19 protein-coding genes and 1 tRNA gene are annotated in these 21,039 nt (G+C 64.0%); 8 read left to right on the forward strand and 12 right to left on the reverse strand.

All coding sequences use genetic code 11. The features are described from left to right. Nucleotides 1-210: 210 nt before the first annotated feature. Nucleotides 211-1,695 carry a glutamate--tRNA ligase gene (gene gltX / locus IB255_RS00855; RefSeq protein WP_081519348.1) on the reverse strand — a complete coding sequence of 495 codons (1,485 nt, stop codon included), beginning with the start codon at nucleotides 1,693-1,695 and terminating at the stop codon, nucleotides 211-213. 61 nt (nucleotides 1,696-1,756) lie between these two features. Next, a complete protein-coding gene (locus IB255_RS00860; RefSeq protein WP_081519347.1) occupies nucleotides 1,757-2,677 on the reverse strand; it encodes a LysR family transcriptional regulator in 921 nt (306 codons plus the stop codon). 110 nt (nucleotides 2,678-2,787) lie between these two features. Between IB255_RS00860 and IB255_RS00865 the strand changes: the two genes are divergently transcribed. Both IB255_RS00865 and IB255_RS00870 read left to right on the forward strand, forming a co-directional pair. Beyond that, nucleotides 2,788-3,822 (forward strand): HlyD family secretion protein, encoded by a 1,035-nt coding sequence (locus IB255_RS00865; protein WP_151187807.1) that lies wholly within the window; start codon nucleotides 2,788-2,790, stop codon nucleotides 3,820-3,822. Nucleotides 3,823-3,871: 49 nt separating this feature from the next. After that, entirely contained in the window at nucleotides 3,872-5,371 is a 1,500-nt protein-coding gene (locus IB255_RS00870) for an MDR family MFS transporter (RefSeq protein ID WP_139791626.1), read from the forward strand. Nucleotides 5,372-5,387: 16 nt separating this feature from the next. On the opposite strand, the gene uvrB is transcribed toward IB255_RS00870, so the two are convergent. After that, on the reverse strand, nucleotides 5,388-7,403 hold the full coding sequence (gene uvrB / locus IB255_RS00875) for an excinuclease ABC subunit UvrB (protein WP_192209709.1): 2,016 nt from the start codon (nucleotides 7,401-7,403) through the stop codon (nucleotides 5,388-5,390). Nucleotides 7,404-7,587: 184 nt separating this feature from the next. Here uvrB and IB255_RS00880 point away from each other — a divergent pair, with 184 nt between their 5' ends. Both IB255_RS00880 and IB255_RS00885 read left to right on the forward strand, forming a co-directional pair. Beyond that, nucleotides 7,588-8,784 carry an amino acid aminotransferase gene (locus IB255_RS00880; RefSeq protein WP_045211941.1) on the forward strand — a complete coding sequence of 399 codons (1,197 nt, stop codon included), beginning with the start codon at nucleotides 7,588-7,590 and terminating at the stop codon, nucleotides 8,782-8,784. A 69-nt stretch (nucleotides 8,785-8,853) separates the two neighbouring features. Then, nucleotides 8,854-8,929 (forward strand) — tRNA-Asn (locus tag IB255_RS00885). Between the two features lie 109 nt (nucleotides 8,930-9,038). On the opposite strand, the gene IB255_RS00890 is transcribed toward IB255_RS00885, so the two are convergent. The 9 genes from IB255_RS00890 to IB255_RS00930 all read right to left on the reverse strand — a co-directional run bounded on the left by IB255_RS00890 (nucleotide 9,039) and on the right by IB255_RS00930 (nucleotide 16,702). Further along, on the reverse strand, nucleotides 9,039-9,386 hold the full coding sequence (locus IB255_RS00890; RefSeq protein WP_081519343.1) for a ComEA family DNA-binding protein: 348 nt from the start codon (nucleotides 9,384-9,386) through the stop codon (nucleotides 9,039-9,041). A gap of 193 nt (nucleotides 9,387-9,579) precedes the next feature. Further along, nucleotides 9,580-11,568 carry a polysaccharide biosynthesis protein gene (locus IB255_RS00895; protein WP_081519342.1) on the reverse strand — a complete coding sequence of 663 codons (1,989 nt, stop codon included), beginning with the start codon at nucleotides 11,566-11,568 and terminating at the stop codon, nucleotides 9,580-9,582. A 72-nt stretch (nucleotides 11,569-11,640) separates the two neighbouring features. Then, nucleotides 11,641-12,666, reverse strand: coding sequence for an MraY family glycosyltransferase (locus tag IB255_RS00900; RefSeq protein WP_192209710.1), 1,026 nt, complete (start codon nucleotides 12,664-12,666; stop codon nucleotides 11,641-11,643). After that, on the reverse strand, nucleotides 12,663-13,625 hold the full coding sequence (locus IB255_RS00905; protein ID WP_192209711.1) for a UDP-glucose 4-epimerase family protein: 963 nt from the start codon (nucleotides 13,623-13,625) through the stop codon (nucleotides 12,663-12,665). Before IB255_RS00905 ends, IB255_RS00900 begins: the two co-directional genes overlap by 4 nt. 55 nt (nucleotides 13,626-13,680) lie before the next feature. Beyond that, nucleotides 13,681-14,832 carry a tetratricopeptide repeat protein gene (locus IB255_RS00910; RefSeq protein ID WP_192209712.1) on the reverse strand — a complete coding sequence of 384 codons (1,152 nt, stop codon included), beginning with the start codon at nucleotides 14,830-14,832 and terminating at the stop codon, nucleotides 13,681-13,683. Beyond that, nucleotides 14,825-15,130: a lipopolysaccharide assembly LapA domain-containing protein gene (locus IB255_RS00915; protein ID WP_151187812.1), complete on the reverse strand. Its 306-nt coding sequence runs from the start codon at nucleotides 15,128-15,130 to the stop codon at nucleotides 14,825-14,827. Before IB255_RS00915 ends, IB255_RS00910 begins: the two co-directional genes overlap by 8 nt. Before the next feature lie 33 nt (nucleotides 15,131-15,163). Continuing rightward, a complete protein-coding gene (gene ihfB, locus IB255_RS00920) occupies nucleotides 15,164-15,448 on the reverse strand; it encodes an integration host factor subunit beta (protein WP_015478091.1) in 285 nt (94 codons plus the stop codon). Between the two features lie 198 nt (nucleotides 15,449-15,646). Further along, the gene (locus tag IB255_RS00925; RefSeq protein ID WP_151187813.1) at nucleotides 15,647-16,246 is read right to left on the reverse strand and encodes an FMN-dependent NADH-azoreductase; all 600 of its coding nucleotides are present in this window, start codon (nucleotides 16,244-16,246) and stop codon (nucleotides 15,647-15,649) included. A gap of 141 nt (nucleotides 16,247-16,387) precedes the next feature. Then, the gene (locus tag IB255_RS00930; protein ID WP_081519336.1) at nucleotides 16,388-16,702 is read right to left on the reverse strand and encodes a 3-phosphoglycerate kinase; all 315 of its coding nucleotides are present in this window, start codon (nucleotides 16,700-16,702) and stop codon (nucleotides 16,388-16,390) included. 55 nt (nucleotides 16,703-16,757) lie between these two features. Between IB255_RS00930 and IB255_RS00935 the strand changes: the two genes are divergently transcribed. The 4 genes from IB255_RS00935 (at nucleotide 16,758) to IB255_RS00950 (ending at nucleotide 21,007) form a co-directional block, all read left to right on the forward strand. Beyond that, the gene (locus IB255_RS00935) at nucleotides 16,758-17,684 is read left to right on the forward strand and encodes a LysR family transcriptional regulator (protein ID WP_081519335.1); all 927 of its coding nucleotides are present in this window, start codon (nucleotides 16,758-16,760) and stop codon (nucleotides 17,682-17,684) included. Between the two features lie 31 nt (nucleotides 17,685-17,715). Continuing rightward, nucleotides 17,716-18,507: an alpha/beta fold hydrolase gene (locus IB255_RS00940; protein WP_081519334.1), complete on the forward strand. Its 792-nt coding sequence runs from the start codon at nucleotides 17,716-17,718 to the stop codon at nucleotides 18,505-18,507. A gap of 29 nt (nucleotides 18,508-18,536) precedes the next feature. Continuing rightward, entirely contained in the window at nucleotides 18,537-19,097 is a 561-nt protein-coding gene (locus tag IB255_RS00945; RefSeq protein ID WP_225594666.1) for a peptidylprolyl isomerase, read from the forward strand. Between the two features lie 77 nt (nucleotides 19,098-19,174). Then, nucleotides 19,175-21,007 (forward strand): ABC transporter ATP-binding protein, encoded by a 1,833-nt coding sequence (locus IB255_RS00950; RefSeq protein ID WP_081519332.1) that lies wholly within the window; start codon nucleotides 19,175-19,177, stop codon nucleotides 21,005-21,007. Nucleotides 21,008-21,039: the final 32 nt, after the last annotated feature.

The raw sequence follows: 21,039 nt of genomic DNA on the forward strand, positions 1-21,039 counted from the left end.
AGGGGTGAGGCGAACCCCTGTCAACAACATTTTTTCAGATTTCTTATTTTTTTCTCCCAAAGAACAATCACTTATGTGACCGCCCCGGTTTCCGCGCGGCGAAATCCGCGGCTCGCCTGCCCTCCTCCGGCTCATCCGCAATCACCGGAGCCAGCATGAAAAAGGCCGGACGCTTCGCAGCGCCCGGCCTTTTTCACTGTAGGAAAGAACTCAGGAGCCGATGGCGTCGCGAATCTTTTCCCACTCCTTGGCTTCTTTCTTCGACGCACCGCCCAGCAGCTCCAGGGCCTGGCGCAGGCGATAGCGCGACAGATCGGCGCCGAGTATCTCCATGGCGTCGAGCACCGACACCGAACTGGCCTGGCCGGTGATGGCGGGGAACATCAGCGGCATCACGTCACGCAGCTTGAGGCCGAGGTGCTCTGCCACGGCCTGGATGGTCGCGGTGATGCGGTCCTTTTCCCACTGGCGCAGCGCTTCAAGCTTCCACAGCACCAGCTGCAGGACCTGGCGCACCTGGGTGGCGTCGAGCTTCTTGTGCTCGAACAGCTTGGCGTCCAGTTGCACGCCACCACTGAAGAAGAAGCCGGCCAGCGGGGCGATCTGGCTGAAGTTCTCCACGCGGCCTTGTACGTGCGGGGCGATCTTCATCAGGTACTCCGGGTTGAGCGCCCACTTCTGCACTTCTTTCGCAAAGTCCTCCACCGACAGCTCGCGAATCCACTGGCCGTTCAGCCAGGAGAGCTTCTCGATGTCGAAGATCGGGCCGCCCAGCGAGACGCGGGACAGGTCGAAGTGTTCGATCATCTCCGCCAGGCTGAACTTCTCGCGCTCGTCAGGCATGGACCAGCCCATGCGGCCCAGGTAGTTCAGCAGCGCCTGGGGCAGCAGGCCCATGCGCTCGTAGAAGGTGATGGAGGTGGGGTTCTTGCGCTTGGACAGCTTGCTCTTGTCCGGGTTGCGCAGCAGCGGCATGTAGCAGAGCACCGGCTGTTCCCAGCCGAAGTACTCGTACAGCTTGATCAGCTTGGGGGCCGAGGGCAACCACTCTTCGCCGCGCAGGACGTGGGTGATGCCCATCAGGTGGTCGTCGACCACGTTGGCGAGGAAGTAGGTGGGCAGGCCGTCGGCCTTCATCAGCACCTGCATGTCCATGCGGTCCCACGGGATTTCCACGTCGCCACGGAGCATGTCCGGCACCACGCAGACGCCCTCGGTCGGCACCTTCATGCGCACCACGTGGGATTCGCCGGCGGCGATGCGCTTGGCCGACTCCTCTTTCGCAAGGTGCATGCAGTGGCCGTCGTAGCGCGGGGTTTCCTTGCGCGCCTGCTGCTCGGCACGCAGTGCGTCGAGGCGCTCGGAGGAGCAGAAGCAGGGGAAGGCGTGGCCTTTCTCGACCAGCTCGTCGCTGTACTGCTTATAGATAGCGCCACGCTCGCTCTGCCGGTACGGGCCGTGCGGGCCGCCGACGTCCGGGCCCTCGTCCCACTCGATACCCAGCCAGCGCAGCGCGTCGAAGATCTGCTGTTCCGATTCGCGGGTCGAGCGCACCTGGTCGGTGTCCTCGATGCGCAGAATGAACTGACCGCCGTGCTGGCGGGCGAAGCAGAGGTTGAACAGCGCGATATACGCGGTGCCGACGTGCGGGTCGCCGGTGGGAGACGGCGCGATACGGGTGCGGACTGTGGTCATGAAGGCTCTCGTGTGCAGCAATTCTTCGTGTGAAGCGGACAGCGCGCGACGGCGCGCGCGCTCATGGGTGCGATGGTATCAGGCGGGCCACCTTCGGCTCCAGCCAGCGACCGGGATCCAGGGGCAGGTTATTGATCATGAAGTCGAGGAAAGCCTTTACCTTCATTGCCTGGAAACGCCGCGACGGGTAAACGGCGTACAGCTCGCCCACCGGCAGCTGTACCTGCGGCAGCACGCGCACCAGGCTTCCGCTGGCCAACTGTTCGTCGACGATCAGCTCCGGCAGCGAAGCAATTCCCACTCCAGCCAGCACGGCTTCGCGGGCGAAAGTGATGTTGTTGCACGACAGCACCCGGTGACACGGCACGGTTTCCCCGCGCAACGGCCAGTAGCGCTGGGAGTCGGCCTGCAGCAGCACGGCGCGGTGGCCGGCCAGCTCTTCCACGGTTTCCGGGCGACCATGCAGCTCCAGGTAATCGGGACTGGCGCACAGGCAGCGGCTGGTGGTCAGCATGCGCCGGGCGATCAGGGTCGAATCCTCCGGCTGGCCGACCATGATGACGATGTCCACACCCTCCTCCAGCGGATCGACGGTACGCGAGGTGAGCTCGACCTCGGCGGTGATCTGCGGATAAAGGTTCATGAAGTCGCCTACCACCTTGGCCAGGTACATCTGGCCGAACTCGATGGGCGCGCTGATCCGCAACAATCCCGAAGGCGCCTGCTGCAACTGCATCACCGCCTGCTCCGCCTCGGCGAAGTCATGCATGATCTGCCGGCAGCGGTCGTAGTAGGCCTGACCCACTTCGGTCAGCCTCAGCTTGCGCGTGGTGCGGTTGATCAGGCGCACGCCCAGGCGCTCTTCGAGCAGCGCGATACGCCGGCTCACCGTGGATTTCTGCATCCCCAGGCTCTGCGCCGCCTGGGTGAAACTGTGCAGTTCCACGACGCGAGTGAAGATCAGCGCATCATCCAGCCCCATGATTGTTCCCTATAAGCAACAAAGTTTCCGAAGTGTAGCGGCTACGTGCCGCCACGGAACACTGTTACATTGGCAAACATTTTTTTGGCCAACCAAACGCTCGTTTACCTATGCCTGCACAATTGAAACGCCGCCTGTCCGTATTCTTCGTCATCCTCGTGGTGGTCGCCCTCGCCTTCCTGGCGCGCTGGTACTTCATCGGCCGCTTCGTCGAGAGTACCGACAACGCCTACGTGCAGGGTGAGATCACCCGCATCGCCAGCCAGCTCGGCGCCCGCGTCGACGAGGTACTGGTGCAGGACAACCAGCACGTCGAGAAAGGCCAGTTGCTGGTGAAACTGGAGGCTGCCGACTTCCAGCTCGCCCTGGACCGCGCCAAGGCCACCCTGGCTACCCGCGAGGCGGAACTGGAGCAGGCGCGCAGCAAGCTCAAGGGCCAGACCAGCATGATCGCCGCCAGCGCGGCCGACGTGAACGCCAGCCAGGCCACCCTCGGCCGCACCGAAGTCGACCTCGGCCGCGCCCAGGCCCTGCGCAAGCCCGGCTACGTGTCGGAAGAGCGCGTGACCACCCTGGCCGCCGATTCCAACGTCGCCCGCTCCCAGGTGGCCAAGGCCCAGGCTGACCTGCAGGCCCAGCGCGTGCAGCGCGAAACCCTGGGCACCGACGTGCAGCGCCTGCAGGCGCAGATCGAAAGCGCCCGCGCCGATATCACCCAGGCCGAGATCAACCTCGCCCGTACCGAAATCCACGCGCCGGTCAGCGGCCTGGTCGGCCAGCGCGGCGCCCGCGTCGGCCAGTACGTGCAGGTCGGCAGCCAGTTGCTGTCGCTGGTGCCGGACGACGGTATCTGGGTCCAGGCCAACTTCAAGGAAACCCAGATCGGCAAGATGCGCCCCGGCCAGACAGTCCGGCTGGTGTTCGATTCCTTCCCCGACCAGCCCATCGAAGGCCAGGTACAGAGCCTGTTCGCCGCCTCCGGTGCGCAGTTCAGCCTGCTGCCGCCGGACAACGCCACCGGCAACTTCACCAAGGTGGTGCAGCGCATTCCGGTCAAGATTACCTTCGCCACCGACACCCCGCTGCAAGGGCTGATCCGCCCGGGCATGTCGGTCGAGGCCGAGGTCGAGCTGCGTGGCCGGTGATCAACTGATCCGGCCGGTCGGCGAGCCGACCCGCCGCGACTGGATTGCCGTGTTCAGCGCCATGCTCGGCGCGTTCATGGCGGTGCTCGACATCCAGATCACCAACTCTTCGCTGAAAGACATCCAGGGGGCGCTGGCCGCCACCCTGGAGGAAGGCTCGTGGATTTCCACCTCCTACCTGGTGGCCGAGATCATCATGATCCCGCTCACCGCCTGGTTGGTGCAGCTGCTCTCGGCGCGTCGGCTGGCGTGGATGATCTCCGTCGGCTTCCTGTTCTCTTCGCTGCTCTGCTCGTTCGCCTGGAACCTGGAGAGCATGATCGTGTTCCGCGCCATGCAGGGCTTCACCGGCGGCGCGCTGATTCCCCTGGCCTTCACCCTGGCGCTGATCAAGCTGCCGGAGCACCACCGCCCCAAGGGCATGGCGCTGTTCGCCATCACCGCCACCTTCGCGCCCTCCATCGGCCCGACCCTGGGTGGCTGGCTGACGGAAAACTTCGGCTGGGAATACATCTTCTACATCAACATCCCGCCGGGCCTGCTGATGATCGCCGGCCTGCTCTACGGCCTGGAGAAGAAGGAAGCGCACTGGGAACTGCTGAAGAGCACCGACTACGCCGGCATCGTCACCATGGCCATCGGCCTCGGTTGCCTGCAGGTGTTCCTCGAGGAAGGCCACCGCAAGGACTGGCTGGAGTCGAACCTGATCGTCAGCCTGGGCAGCATCGCTCTGGTCAGCCTGATCCTCTTCGTGATCCTGCAGACCTCACGACCGAACCCGCTGATCAACCTGGGGATTCTGCGCAACCGCAACTTCGGGCTGTCGAGCATATCCAGCATCGGCCTGGGGATGGGGCTGTACGGCTCGATCTACGTGTTGCCGCTGTATCTCGCGCAGATCCAGGGCTACAACGCCATGCAGATCGGCGAGGTGATCATGTGGATGGGCGTGCCGCAGCTGTTCCTCATCCCGCTGATTCCCAAGCTGATGAAGATCATCGAACCGCGCCTGCTCTGCGCTATAGGCTTCGGCCTGTTCGGCATGGCGAGCTTCTTCTCCGGCGTGCTCAACCCGGATTTCGCCGGCCCGCAGTTCAACCAGATCCAGCTGCTGCGCGCCCTCGGCCAGCCGATGGTGATGGTCACCATCTCGCTGATCGCCACCGTCTATCTGCAGCCGCAGGACGCAGGCTCGGCTTCCAGCCTGTTCAACATCCTGCGCAACCTCGGCGGGGCCATCGGCATCGCCCTGCTGGCCACCCTGCTGGATAGCCGCGCCAAGGTCTATTACGACTACCTGCGCGAAGCGGTAGTGCCGGTGAATGGCGCGGTGGACGAGCGACTGGCGCAGCTGACCGCGCAACTGGGCACGCAACAGGCGGCGCTGGGCAAGATCAGCGAGATCGTCCACCAGCAGGCGGCGATCATGGCCTACAACGATGCCTTCCACGCCATTGGCATCGTGCTGGCGATCAGCATGGTGGCAGTGCTGCTGACTCGCCCGCTACCGGCGGGCATGGGGGCTGGCGCAGGAGCCGGGGCGCACTGAGCGCCCCGCCCTCCTCTTACCCCATCGACACCATGCGGTCGCGCAACTTGCCGATCTCGTCGCGCACCCCGGCCGCGGCCTCGAACTCCAGGTCGCGGGCCAACTGGTACATGCGCTCCTCCAGTTGCTTGATGCGCTTGCCGATCTCGTCGGGCGTACGCAGCTCGTTTTCGTACTTCCCGCTCTCCTCCGCCACTTTCGCCAGGCTGCGTCGCTTGCCCTTGGCACCCGGCACCACGGCACCTTCGAGGATGTCCTTGATGTCCTTCTTCACACCCTTGGGCACGATGCAGTGCTTGGCGTTGAACTCCAGCTGCTTGGTGCGGCGGCGCTCGGTCTCGTTGATCGCCCGCTGCATCGAGCCGGTCATGTTGTCGGCATAGAGGATCGCCTTGCCGTGCAGGTTCCGCGCGGCACGGCCGATGGTCTGGATCAGCGAGCGCTCGGAACGCAGGAAGCCTTCCTTGTCCGCATCGAGGATGGCCACCAATGCCACCTCGGGCATGTCCAGGCCCTCGCGCAGCAGGTTGATGCCCACCAGCACATCAAACTTGCCCAGGCGCAGGTCACGAATGATTTCCACCCGCTCCACGGTATCGATGTCCGAGTGCAGGTAGCGCACGCGCACGTCATGGTCGCCCAGGTAGTCGGTAAGGTCCTCGGCCATGCGCTTGGTCAGGGTGGTGACCAGCACGCGCTGGTCCAGCGCCACGCGCTTGCCGATTTCCGAAAGCAGGTCGTCGACCTGGGTCGTCGCCGGGCGGATTTCCACTTCCGGGTCGACCAGGCCGGTGGGGCGTACCACCTGTTCGACCACGCGACCGGCGTGCTGGTCTTCATAAGGGCCGGGCGTCGCGGAGACGAAGATGGTCTGCGGGCTGATCGACTCCCACTCCTCGAAGCGCAGCGGGCGGTTGTCCAGCGCCGAGGGCAGACGGAAGCCGTACTCCACCAGGGTTTCCTTGCGTGAACGGTCGCCCTTGTACATGGCGCCGACCTGGGGAACGCTGACGTGGGATTCGTCGATCACCAGCAGGGCGTTGTCCGGCAGGTAGTCATAGAGCGTCGGCGGCGGCTCGCCGGGACCACGCCCGGAGAGGTAGCGCGAGTAGTTCTCGATGCCGTTGCAGTAGCCCAGTTCGAGGATCATCTCCAGGTCGAAGCGAGTGCGTTGCTCCAGGCGCTGGGCTTCGACCAGCTTGTTGTTGGTGCGCAGGTAGTCCAGTCGCTGCTTCAGCTCGGCCTTGATGTGTTCGACCGCCTCGAGCAGCGTCTCCCGCGGGGTGACGTAGTGGCTCTTGGGGTAGAAGGTGAAGCGCGGCAGCTTGGTCAGCACCTCGCCGGTCAGCGGATCGAAGGCGGCGATATTCTCCACCTCGTCGTCGAACAGCTCGATGCGGATAGCCTCCAGGTCCGATTCCGCCGGGAACACGTCGATGACATCGCCGCGCACACGGAAGGTCGCGCGGGCGAAATCCATGTCGTTGCGGGTGTACTGCAGGCTGGTCAGGCGGCGCAGCAGCTCGCGCTGGTCCATCTTGTCGCCACGGTCCAGGTGCAGGACCATCTTCAGGTAGGACGCCGGGTCACCGAGGCCGTAGATCGACGACACGGTGCAGACGATGATGGCGTCCTTGCGCTCCAGCAGCGCCTTGGTCGCCGACAGTCGCATCTGCTCGATGTGGTCGTTGATCGAGGAATCCTTCTCGATATAGGTGTCCGAGGACGGTACGTAGGCCTCGGGCTGGTAGTAGTCGTAGTAGGAGACGAAGTACTCGACGGCGTTGTTCGGGAAGAAGGTCTTGAACTCGCCGTAGAGCTGCGCGGCCAGCGTCTTGTTCGGCGCCAGCACCATGGTCGGGCGCTGCACCTGAGAAATGACGTTGGCGATGCTGAAGGTCTTGCCCGAGCCGGTCACCCCCAACAGCGTCTGGTGCGACAGCCCCGCTTCCAGTCCTTCCACCATCTGTCGGATGGCTTCGGGCTGATCGCCGGCGGGCTCGAATCGCGAATCCAGTTGAAAAATCGACATGGGAACCTCGCTTTGGCGTGTGACGCTTCGGTCGCCAAAGCGTCATACCAGTCGAAAAGCACGCGCGACAACTCGCCGCCTGCTGTAGAGGCCTATATAATACCGGCCCGTCGACGCAACCCCCAGCGCCGTGTGCGGGTGGGTTGCAATTGCACTTCACTCCCGCCTTAGAGCTGCTGCCAAAATGAGTCTGTTCTCCGCTGTCGAAATGGCCCCCCGCGACCCGATCCTGGGCCTGAACGAAGCTTTCAACGCCGATACCCGTCCGGGCAAGATCAACCTGGGCGTAGGCGTTTATTACAACGAGGAAGGCCGTCTCCCGTTGCTGCGCGCCGTGCAGGCCGCGGAGAAAGCCCGCATCGAGGCCCACGCACCGCGCGGCTACCTGCCGATCGAAGGCATCGCTGCCTACGACTCGGGTGTGCAGAAGCTGCTGTTCGGCGCTGATTCCGAGCTGCTGGCCGAAGGCCGTGTGGTTACCACCCAGGCCGTCGGCGGTACCGGCGCACTGAAGACCGGTGCCGACTTCCTCAAGCGCCTGCTGCCCAACGCCACCGTCGCCATCAGCGACCCGAGCTGGGAAAACCACCGCGCGCTGTTCGAAGCCGCCGGCTTCCCGGTGCAGAACTACCGCTACTACGACGCCGCCACCAACGGCGTGAACCGTGCCGGCCTGCTGGAAGACCTCAACGCCCTGCCCTCGCAGTCCATCGTTGTGCTGCACGCCTGCTGCCACAACCCGACCGGCGTCGACCTGACCATGGACGACTGGAAGCAGGTCCTGGACGTGCTCAAGGCCAAGGGCCACGTGCCGTTCCTCGACATTGCCTACCAGGGCTTCGGTGACGGCATCGACGAAGACGCCTCCGCCGTGCGCCTGTTCGCCAAGTCGGGCCTGAACTTCTTCGTGTCCAGCTCCTTCTCCAAGTCGTTCTCGCTGTATGGTGAGCGCGTTGGCGCCCTGTCGGTCGTGACCGACAGCCGCGAGGAATCCACCCGCGTCCTGTCCCAGGTCAAGCGCGTGATCCGCACCAACTACTCCAACCCGCCGACCCACGGCGCCAGCGTCGTCGCCGCCGTGCTGAACAGCCCGGAACTGCGCGCCGTCTGGGAAGAAGAGCTGGGCGAAATGCGCACCCGCATCCGCGCCATGCGCGTGGCGATGGTCGAGCAACTGGCCGCCCTGGGCGCCAAGCGCGACTTCAGCTTCGTTGCCGAACAGCGCGGCATGTTCTCCTACTCCGGCCTGACCGCCGAGCAGGTCGAGCGCCTGAAGAACGAGTTCGGCATCTATGCCGTCGGCACTGGCCGCATCTGCGTCGCCGCGCTGAACAACGGCAACCTGGACACCGTTACCCGCGCCATCGTCCAGGTGCTGTAAAAAAATCAGGGGAAGTCGTCGGCACGATGTTGACTTCCCCTTTTTAATCAGTAAGATACGCCCCGTTGTTCCGCGATAGCTCAGTCGGTAGAGCAAATGACTGTTAATCATTGGGTCCCTGGTTCGAGTCCAGGTCGCGGAGCCAGAATTCAAAGCCCTCGGCAAACGCCGGGGGCTTTTTTATTGGGCCAAAGAATGCTCCCCCATGAAAAAGCCGGTCAGTGACCGGCCTTTTCATTTCGACTGGCAAAGGCTCAGAGCGAAATCCTGTCCCGGTTCTTGTCCAGGGTGCCCTTGCCGATGCCCTTCACTTCCAGCAGTTGATCGACCGTGGTGAAGGGGCCGTTACTGGTCCGGTAGTCAACGATCGCCTGGGCCTTCACCTTGCCGATGCCTTTCAGGGACTTCTGCAGTTCTTCGACAGATGCCGTGTTGATATTCACCGCCTCGACCTGGGAAACAGGCGCCTTGGCAACGGGAGCCGGAGCTTCGGCCGCCGTCTTGGTGGCGGGCTGGGCACTGGTGGCTGCCTGGGCAAAACCACCAAAAGAAAGGCTGGTGAACAGAATCAGACTGGCGATGGAGAGCAGGTTCTTCTTCATGAGTCATTCCTTGGAATGAGAGGCTTCTAGGCGGGCGCGACGGCGCCGCCCAGTGACCATATCGCCAGGAACACTCGCAAAAACCTTGGTTTAGAGAGTCGGCAGCAGTTTCCGGCGCCGCCGACAGATCGCCAGGAAAGGACTGACGATGCTCGCAGACGCGACGACGACCGCGTCTGCTAGGAACCCTGGATCAGGGCTCCATCCGCCGCTGCTGGTGAATCAGGTCGACGATCTCGCCCTCGGGGCAATAACCGCTGACGGTTTCCCGCAACAGTTGCCGTACCCGCGCGTAGTTGCCCTGATCCACCGCCTTGAGCAGATCCGCCAGGACGAGCTTGAAGCCCTCCCAGTGCATCAGCTCCTCGTTGGCCTTCATGATCATCGGATGCTCGGTGGCGCTGACGTTGTCGCCGATCAGCAGCTCCTCGTAGAGCTTCTCGCCGGGCCGCAGACCACTGAACTCGATGGAGATATCACCGTGGGGCGTGCGCTCGGAGCGAACGCTGAGGCCCGACAGGTGGATCATCCGCTCGGCCAGTTCGAGGATCTTCACCGGCTGCCCCATGTCCAGCACGAAGACATCGCCGCCGCGCCCCATGGAGCCAGCCTGGATCACCAGTTGAGCCGCCTCGGGGATAGTCATGAAATAGCGGGTGATACCCGGATGGGTCACGGTGACCGGCCCGCCGCGCTTGATCTGCTCGCGGAACAGAGGAATGACTGAACCCGACGAGCCCAGCACATTGCCGAACCGGACCATGGTGAAACGGGTCTTGTTGACCTGGTGCACCCCGGACTTGTCACCGAACAGCACCGGAGCGGACTCCTGGCTCAGGGCCTGCAGGATCATCTCCGCCAGGCGCTTGGTGCTACCCATGACATTGGTCGGGCGCACCGCCTTGTCGGTGGAGATCAGCACGAAGTGCTCGACACCGGCCTGTACCGCCACCTGCGCGGTATGCAGGGTGCCCATCACATTGTTCAGCACGCCCTCGGAGATGTTGTGCTCGACGATGGGCACGTGCTTGTAGGCCGCGGCGTGGTAGACCGTGGCGACCTTCCAGGTGCGCATGACGTCCAGCAGGCGCTCGGCACTGCGTACGGAGCCGAGGATCGGCACCAGCTGCACCGCGAGAGACTCGCGCTTGATGCGGTTTTCCAGCTCCTGGTGCACGCGGTAGAGGTTGTATTCGCTGTGCTCGAACAGCACCAGCACGGTGGGCGATGAGCCGAGGATCTGGCGGCAGAGTTCAGATCCGATGGAGCCGCCAGCACCGGTGACCATCACGACTTCGCCGCGAATGCAGTGCTCGAACAACTCCTTGCGCGGCTCGACCGGATCGCGCCCGAGCAAGTCCGCAATATCCACTTCCTGGATGTCATCCACCCGCACGCGGCCGTTAGCCAGCTCGATGAACCCTGGCACGCTTCGTACGTGAACCGGGTAGGGCTCGAGCAGACCGAGGATTTCACGGCGCCGGGCGCGGGTGGCAGAAGGGATCGCCAGCAGCACTTCCTGCACGCCGGTCTCGTCGATCATCTGCTGGATATGCTTGGGCTTGTAAACCCGAAGGCCCGCAATGACGCGGTTGGCGATCTCGTCATCGTCATCGATGAAGGCCACCGGGCGCATCGCACGCCCCAGGCGCAACGCCGCCACCAACTGGTTACCGGCAGAACCGGCACCATACACCGCCACCTTGGGCAGGCCATCCTGTTGCTTGAGGAAGGGTACCGCCTGGACCGTGCTGTACCAGTCGCCCATGAAATATTGGCGCATGGCCAGGCGCAGGCCGCCGATCATCAGCAGGCTCAGCCACCAGTAGTTCAGCACCAGTGAGCGCGGGACCATTTCGGTCACCGAGCGGTTCCAGTAGACCACCAGCGAGAGCAGCAGCGCCGAGATCGTCACCGCCTTCCAGATCGCGATCAGCGCGTCATTGCCCAGGTAGCGCATCACCGCGCGGTACATGCCAAAGCGGATGAACAGCGGGACGGCAACCATTGGCGCCGCCACGAACAGCCAACTGTGGACCCGGAACGGATACTCCAGATCGTCGGTGCCCAGGCGCACGATGAACGCCAGCCACAGCGAGAACCACACCAGCAGAATATCCGTGGTGACCTGCAATAGCCGTTTATGTCGTCTCGGAAGCCTCAGCAGGCGTTCTCGAAGCATCAGCGCTTGTCCTTAATCCCGAGCGGAGGAAAGTTCCTCGCCCGCTACATTGACCACCAAATCCGGCGGAGTTCAGCTCACATCCTGTTCATCCGGACGACCTGCCCCCAGATGAGCTACGACAAGCACCAAGGGAGCATAGGCCACAATCAGCCCCAGCAAACCCGAAACATGCCCCAGTGCCACCAGCAACGCCAGCGGTATGAGCCACAGCACGTTGATGGCGGCTACCGCCAGCGACACCCGCAAGTGGCTGCCGTATCGGCGCGAAGCGCGCTGATAGGCATGGCTGCGATGCGCTTCGTAGACACGTTCGCCACGCATCAGTCGGTGGATCAGCGTGAAGGTGGCATCCACCACGAATACACCGAGCAGGATCAGCCAACTCCAGATCAGCGGCGCGAACACCGTCCCCGCCTGCAGCGCCAATCCTCCGAGCATCAACCCGAGGAAACCACTGCCCGCATCCCCCATGAAGATCCGCGCCGGGGGGAAGTTCCAGACCAGGAACCCCGCCGCCGCCATGCCCAGGATCAAGGGCAACCACACCAGTTGCGACTCGCCGACGAACCACCCGCAGAGGGCTCCGCCCAGGCAGACGCTGATAGCTTCCAGGCCGGCAATCCCGTCGATGCCGTCCATGAAGTTGTACAGGTTGAGCAGCCAGACCAGGAACACCACGCCCAGCAGGTCACCGGCCAAACCCAGGTCCAGAGGCCCCCACGGCATAGTCAGCGCAGGCAGCCCACCCAGCCAGCCAAGCAGCCAGAATGCGGCGACAAAATGCCCGAGCAGCCGCCAACGCGCCGGAATATGACGGTGATCGTCGAGGAAACCAATGACTGCAACCAGAGCGCCGGCCGGCAACAGGGCCAACAGGCTGCTCCCATCCACCGCACCTAGAACACCGGCCAACGGCAGACAGACCAGGAAACCCAGCACAATGGCCACACCACCGCCCCGGGGCGTGGGGATCTGGTGCGAACTGCGGGCATTGGGAATGTCCATGATGCTGCGCGCCAGCGCGTAGCGGCGCACACCGGCCGTCATCACCCAGGATGCGATGAATACGGCCGCCAGCAGAATACCCATGCTCATCGCCCCTGCTCCTGACCACACCCCTGCGCTGCTGCCCTCAGGGCCTGCTCGACACTGACCGGCGGATTCCAGCCCAATCGACTGCGCGTCTTGGAAATATCCACCTGCAGCGATCCCAGCAAGCGCTGCACCTGCTGGCTCCGCCCGGTCAGCAGCCCCAGCAGGCGCAGCAGCGCAGCCGGAACCGGCAGCAGTCGCGAGCGAACGCCCAGAGCCTTGCTAAGACCACGGCACAGCGCTGCCGTCGACAAATCTTCACCGTCGCTCACCAGGAACACCTGCCCGGCGGCCGCCGGATGACGCGCGCAAAGCAGCAGCAGATCGACCAGATTGTCCCGCGCCACCAGGCTGCGGCGATTGTCGATGGAGCCGAAGGGCAACGGCAGTCGGCATTGCAAGGCGCGCATCAGGCTGGCGAAATTGGCTTTCACGCCCGGCCCATAGACCAGCGGCGGACGCACCACGGCGACTTCGAGACCGGTCTGTCGGGCAACGTCGAACAGAGCCTGCTCAGCTTCGAGCTTGGACTGCCCGTATGGGTCCTGCGGTTGTGGCTCGGCGTCGGCAGTGAAGGGATGGCCCGGCGCAGTCTCCTCGCCATTGACCTTAATCGAACTGACAAAGACGAAGCGCTTCACGCCAGCTGCGGCGGCCTGTTGCGCCAGATGCCGGGTGGCCTCGACGTTCACCGCACGAAACTCGGCGAGCGGGTCCGCTGCCTGCTCGTCCATGACATGAACGCGGGCAGCGCAGTGGATCACCACATCAACCCCCTGCAGGGCCTGCGTCCAGGACTGCGCCACGCTCAACCCGTCGATGAGCGAAACTTCAACACCTTCGGGGTATTGCGCGCTGCCGCCACGCTGGGCGACGCGAACCTGCACGCTGTCTTCCCGGCACAAACGCGCCAGCACGCCTCGGCCGACAAAACCGCTCGCGCCCGTGAGTAGAACCTTCAATCCAGTACCTGCAGAACCTGACGCCTACGGCGTCTTCCATGTATGAGCGAGCGCGTCAGAGCGGCGAAATGACCGGCCGCAGAGCATTCCAAGCGTGACAACTGGGACATTGCCAGTGCAGTTCGCGACCGGCAAAACCGCACTTGCCGCATCGATAGCGCGGCATTGTCTTATACAACCCGATGATTATTGGAGCGATTTTTCCCGTCGCCGAGTCTTTTTCAGTGTCGTTTCCCACCACTTCCAGGTATTCGCCCACGCCTTGCCAGGAGGGATGGCGCTCCACCCGTTCCAGCAGGCTTTCGCGCCAGCTGGAAGAACGCCCTGGCTGATCGCTTTCAGCCAACAACGCGAGGATCGCCGGAGGCACTTCCTCCCCCCCTGCCAGCTCGCGTAAACAGGCCAGCACTTCGGGCCGGGCAAGGCCGTCGTGGCGACGCAGCAGGGGCACTATCTCGCCCAGGAAGGCCTTGGCATCGCTCGCCAGCTCGCCGATGGTAGCGACAGCAGCGGCCGGATCCTTGCGCCACAACTCGCAGTCCAGCCGCATCAGCAGAGCGCGTACGCAGCGCTTGTCGACGCGACGAGCCTCGCGCAGCAATTCCTGCATGGCACTGCGATCCCCGGTCTTGCCTTTTTCCTGAGCGAGCTCGCAGTAATAGTTGGCCAGCGCGGCGCTCAGCTCGGGGCGGCTCGGTACCAGCCGGGCGGCCAGTTCGATGGCGCGCGACCAGCTCTTCTCGCGTTCGCAGATCAGCCGCTGCTCGTCGAGCGCCTCGAGAGAGATGGGCTCATCACGCTGCCGAGTCAGTTCGTCCAGCAACTCCTCGGCACTGCCGAGCAAGCCGCCAGCGATGTAGTCACGGGCCAGTTCCAGGCGTACTTGCGCCACCAGCGAGCCATCCTCGCCAGCGCGACCCAGCAAATCCTGGTGGATGTGGATGGCCTTTTCGATATCGCCGCGACGGCGGAACAGGTTGCCAACGTGCAGATGGCTTTCGAGCGTTTCCGGGCTGACGACCAGGCCCTGGGAAAGGCTTTCCAGCGCGTCGTCGGAATGTCGCTCCAGCAGATTGTGCATGCTGTGGACGCGCGCCCGGAGGTTCGATTCGGGCGCTGGCTGGGTGCGGGAAAGCGAGCGACGCCCCATCCACCAGCCGATGGCCAGGGCGCAGAAGAAGAACAGCGTGGCAATGACGCTAGGCATGGTCCGTCAGCGACTTTTCACGCAGCGCGTCATTCTCCTTGCGGAAACGGGTGACCTCGGAGCGCAGCCCGGTCATGCGGACGTGCGTCTTCGCGCGGAAGGGAATGCTCAGCAGCAGGCCGATCACGCCGCCGACGATGAAGGCAAGGGAGATGAAGATCACCAGCGGCCACTGCGGCGACTGCCAGCCGAGGAAGGTCAGCTGCGCGGGCTGCAGGTTTTCAAGGACGAAAACCACGACGACGGCGGCCAGGACGACCAGCGCCAGAATCAGCAGGAAACGTTTTGCCCGAAGCATGGACACTCCTTCTTGAAGACGGATACCCCGGGGTCACTCGGGTTCGTTGACGCGGTCGCGCAGCTCCTTGCCGGGCTTGAAGTGCGGGACGAACTTGCCGTCCAGGCGCACGGACTCGCCAGTCTTCGGATTGCGGCCGGTGCGCGGCGCACGGTAATGCAGCGAGAAGCTACCGAAACCCCGGATTTCGATGCGATCCCCAGTGGCCAGAGCCTGGGACATTTGCTCAAGCATGGTCTTGATCGCCAGCTCCACATCCTTTGCGGAAAGCTGCCCCTGATGGGTGACGATTCTCTCGATCAACTCCGACTTGGTCATGGTTTTCCCTTCTTTTTCAAGCGGCTAGATCAGCTCAAGGTTCTTTTAGCATGCTGGTCATGCTTTGAACAGCCCGAACGGAAAGGATGTGTTTTCATCCGGTCAAGTAGTTGGCAAATAAAAAATGGCCGATCCCCGGGAGGCGATCGGCCACGGTCGCGTCCAGGAGCGGAAGGACGCGCAAGGGAGAAAAGCAGATCAGGCGATGGCGGCGAGCTGAGCCTTGGCCTTGGCGAGGCCCTTCTCGGCGAATTCACCGCCCATGTTCAGGCCCTCGGCATGGATGAAGGTCACGTCGTGGATGCCGACGAAGCCCAGCGCCTGGCGCAGGTAGGGCTCCTGGTGATCCAGCGCACCGCCGGCGTAGACGCCACCGCGACTGGTCAGGACGAAGGCGCGCTTGCCGGTGAGCAGGCCCTGCGGGCCGGTCTCGGTGTACTGGAAGGTGACACCGGCGCGCAGCACGTGGTCCAGCCAGGATTTCAGGGTGCTGGGGATGGCGAAGTTGTACATTGGCGCAGCCAGGACCAGCACGTCGGCAGCCTGCAGCTCGGCGGTCAGCTGGTTGGAGCGTTCCAGCGCGGCGCGTTCGATCTCGCTGTGCTCCTGCGCCGGCTTCATCCAGCCACCCAGAAGGTTGGCGTCCAGGTGCGGCACCTGTTCTACGGCCAGGTCGCGGACCTGGATGTCGTCGGCCGGGTGGGCGGCCTGCCACTGGGCGATGAAATCGCGGGTCAGCTGGCGGGAAACGGAACCTTCCTGACGGGCACTGCTTTCGATAACCAGAACGCGGGACATGGACTGGACCTCCATCGGTCGCTGAATGTGTCGATGGAGGCCATCCTAAAGATGAACAAATCGATAAAAAAGCGTAAATAGTCGCTTCTAATTATCGAATAAATTGATTTCTTGCGTGACTGCTTCTAGGCTTGGGGGAACTCAGGAAGGGTTACAGGTCAGCTTGATGCGCAGCTTGATCACTGCGCGGCTGAAGCTGGAAGTCAGATTGGCCTCCTTGCCAGGTGCAATGGTCGCCTTGCGCACATGCGGTGTCTCGGGACCGTTGACGAAGACCGCGGTGCAGGTCACCGGCTGCTGGCCGCCGTTGCGCAGGAGGATCGCCCCCATCTGGTCGCCGATATCCTGGGTCTCGATGTCCATCTCGGTGCCATTGAGGCTCTTCTGCACTTCGATGGGATAGGCCAGGGCGGTCAGCGGCAACATGGCCAGAACGGCACAACAGAATTTTTTCATGGCGGTCTCTTGTTGGTCTTCTGCGGACCGCCAGAGTAGACAAGAGGAAGCGAGGATGAAAGCGCCCCGCGTTACCCTGGATCAGTGGAGAACCCTGCAGGCCGTGGTCGATCACGGCGGCTTCGCCCAGGCGGCCGAAGCCCTGCACCGTTCGCAGTCGTCGATCAGCTACACCGTGGCGCGTATGCAGGAGCAGCTCGGCGTGCCGCTGCTGCGCATCGACGGACGCAAGGCCGTGCTCACCGAGGCCGGTGAAGTACTGCTACGCCGCTCGCGGCAACTGGTGAAATCCGCCGGCCAGCTGGAAGAACTGGCCCACCACATGGAACAGGGCTGGGAGCCGGAAGTGCGCCTGGTCGTCGACGCCGCCTACCCCACCGTGCGTCTGGTGCGTTCGCTGTCGGCCTTCATGCCACAGAGCCGCGGCTGCCGCGTGCTGCTGCGCGAAGAGGTGCTGTCGGGTGTGGAGGAAGCGCTGGTGCAGGGCCACGCGGACCTCGCCATCAGTGGCCTGAACATTCCCGGCCACCTGGGCGCCGATCTCTCCATCGTCGACTTCGTCGCTGTCGCCCATCCCGATCACCCACTGCATCGCCTGCAACGCGAGGTCACCCACCAGGACCTGGAAACCCAGATGCAGGTGGTCATCCGCGACTCCGGCCGCCTGCAACCGCGCGACGTCGGCTGGCTCGGCGCCGAGCAGCGCTGGACCGTCGGCAGCCTCGCCACCGCCGCCACCTTCGTCAGCAACGGCCTGGGCTTCGCCTGGCTGCCGCGGCACATGATCGAGCGCGAACTGCGCGACGGGCAGCTCAAGCCGCTGCTGATGAAACAGGGCGGCGTGCGCGAGAGCCGCTTCTATCTTTACCCGAACAAGGAAAAGCCCCTGGGCCCGGCCACGCAGATCCTCGTGGAACTGCTGACCACCTTCGCCAACGTGCCCCTCGACGCCCATTTCGCCGCCCCGGAAAGCCCGGCCTGAAGCCACAGCCCGCACGAACAAGGAGCTCGTCATGCCGTTCTTCGACCACGCCGGTCACCGTCTGCACTACGAGGAAAGCGGACTCGGCACGCCGGTGCTGCTGGTGCATGGGCTCGGTTCCAGCACCCGCGACTGGGAATACCAGGTGCCGGAGCTGGAGAAACGTCATCGGGTGATCGCCCTCGACGTACGCGGCCACGGCCAGTCGGACAAACCGCGCCAGCGTTACAGCATCGCCGCCTTCGCCGAGGACGTGATCGCCCTGCTCGATCACCTGGGCCTTGGCCGTGTGCATCTGGTGGGCATCAGCATGGGCGGCATGATCGGCTTCGAACTCGCCACCCGCTGGCCGGAGCGGCTGAACAGCCTGACCATCGTCAACAGCGCCCCGGAAGTGAAGCCACGCAGCCTGCGCGAGTACCTGGAAGTGGCGCGCCGGCTGTTCCTCGCCCATGTGCTGGGCCTGGATACGGTGGGCAAGGCGCTGGGCAAGATGTTGTTCCCCAAGCCCGAACAGAGCGACCTGCGCCGCAAGATCCAGCAACGCTGGCCGCAGAACGACAAGCGCGCCTACCTCTCCAGCCTGCACGCCATCATCGGCTGGGGTGTGCAGGAACGCCTGGCGCGCATAACCTGTCCAACCCTGGTGATCAGCGCGGACCGCGACTACACCCCGGTCTCGCTCAAGCAGGCCTACGTCGGGCGCATGCCCAACGCACGCCTGGTGGTGATCGAGGACTCGCGCCACGCCACGCCGCTGGACCAGCCGGAAAGATTCAATACCACCCTGCTCGACTTCCTCGAGCAGGTCGACCATCCCTAGAACCTTCAGGAAACATCCGCCAAATGACCCTGTTCAAACGCTTCCTGCTCGCTGCCTGCTCCCTGGTCCTGGCCGGCTCGGCAATCGCCGCCGACACCAACAAACCCCACGTGCTGCTGTCCACCACCTCGGGTGAAATCGAAATCGAGCTGTACGCCGACAAGGCGCCGATTTCCGTGAAGAACTACCTGTCCTACGTCGACAGCGGCTTCTACAACGGAACCATCTTCCACCGCGTGATCCCCAACTTCATGATCCAGGGTGGCGGCTTCACCGAAGCCATGAAGGAGAAGGACACCCAGGCGCCGATCAAGAACGAGGCCGACAACGGCCTGCTCAACGAGCGCGGCACCCTGGCCATGGCCCGCACCAGCGACGTGAACTCCGCCACCAGCCAGTTCTTCATCAACCTGACCGGCAACGACTTCCTCAACCACGGCGCCCGCGACTTCGGCTATGCGGTATTCGGCAAGGTCGTGCGCGGCATGGGCGTGGTCGACCAGATCGCCGGCGTGAAGACTGGCAACAAGGGCATGTTCCAGGACGTACCGACCACCCCGGTGGTCATCCTCTCCGCCAAGCGTCTGTGATTCTGCGCAACCACGGCTGACGGAGGCCATTCAAGGCGAGCCCGGGACGGGCTCGCCAACACAACCCGAGAGCCATCATGCTTTACCGTCGTTTCGAGCGTCTGATCGATCCCTTCCGCGACGTCCCCGAGCGCATGCCGCCTTCCGACGTCGTCCGCTTCTACGTCTACTACCTGCGCCAGGTCTGGCCGGTCTTCCTCGCCCTGCTCTTCGTCGGGCTGATCGTCGCACTGATCGAAGTCGCGCTGTTCAGCTACCTGGGGCGCATCGTCGACCTCGCCCAGGGCACCGCCCCCGCTGACTTCTTCACCGTACACGGCCGCGAGCTGATCTGGATGGCCGTGGTCGCACTGGTCCTGCGTCCGGTGTTCAACGGCCTGCACGACATGCTGGTGCACCAGAGCATCAACCCCAGCATGACCAACCTGATCCGCTGGCAGAACCACCGCTACGTACTCAAGCAGAGCCTGGGCTTCTTCCAGAACGACTTCGCCGGGCGCATCGCCCAGCGCATCATGCAGACCGGCAACTCCCTGCGCGACTCCGCCGTGCAGGTGGTCGACGCCATCTGGCACGTGCTGATCTACACCATCAGCGCCCTGGTGCTGTTCGCCGAGGCCGACTGGCGCCTGATGATTCCGCTGGTGCTGTGGGTAGTCGGCTACGTCGGCGCGCTGGGCTACTTCATTCCGCAGGTGAAGCAGCGCTCGGTGATCGCCTCGGATTCCCGCTCGAAACTCATGGGTCGGATCGTCGACGGCTACACCAACATCACCACCCTCAAGCTGTTTGCCCACACGCGCCAGGAAGAGGACTACGCCCGCGAAGCCATCGACGACCAGACCCGCAAGGCCCAGCGCGCCGGGCGCGTGGTCACCTCGATGGACGTCACCATCACCATCTTCAACGGTCTGCTGATCGCCGGCACCACGGGCCTCGCCCTGTGGCTGTGGACCCAGTCGCTGATCTCGGTGGGCGCCATCGCCCTGGCCACCGGCCTGGTCATCCGCATCAACAACATGTCCGGCTGGATCATGTGGGTGGTCGGCGGCATCTTCGAGAACGTCGGCCAGGTGCAGGACGGCATGCAGACCATCGCCCTGCCCCGCCAGGTGACCGATGCGCCGGACGCCAAGCCGCTGGTGGTGAAGCACGGCGAAGTGCGCTTCGATCAGGTGAACTTCAGCTACGGCAAGGGTGGCGGCCTGATCAGCGGCCTCGACCTGACCGTGCGCCCCGGCGAGAAGATCGGCCTGGTCGGCCCCTCCGGCGCCGGCAAGTCGACCCTGGTGAACCTGCTGCTGCGCCTCTACGACCTGGAGGGTGGACGCATCCTGATCGACGGCCAGGACATCGCCCACGTGACCCAGGAAAGCCTGCGCGCGCAGATCGGCATGGTCACCCAGGACACCTCGCTGCTACACCGCTCGATCCGCTCCAACCTGCTCTACGGCCGCCCGGATGCCGGCGAGGCAGAGTTGCAGGACGCGATCCAGAAGGCCCGCGCCTCGGAGTTCATCCCGCAGCTGAGTGATGCCGAGGGCCGCTTCGGCCTGGACGCCCACGTCGGCGAGCGCGGCGTGAAGCTCTCCGGCGGCCAGCGCCAGCGCATCGCGATCACCCGCGTGCTGCTCAAGGACGCGCCGATCCTGATCCTTGACGAGGCCACCTCGGCGCTGGATTCGGAAGTGGAAGCAGCGATCCAGGAAAGCCTGGAGACCCTGATGCAGGGCAAGACCGTGATCGCCATCGCCCACCGCCTCTCGACCATCGCGCGCATGGACCGCCTGGTGGTGCTGGAACATGGCCGCGTGGTCGAGAGCGGCAGCCATGCCGAGCTGCTCGCCCACGGCGGGCTCTATGCACGGCTGTGGCGGCACCAGACGGGCGGGTTCGTCGGGGTGGATTGAATCCGGAGCCACACTGCAGGAGCGGGCCATGC

It is taken from the genome of Pseudomonas sp. PDM22 (assembly GCF_014851965.1).
Taxonomy (GTDB): Bacteria; Pseudomonadota; Gammaproteobacteria; order Pseudomonadales; family Pseudomonadaceae; genus Pseudomonas.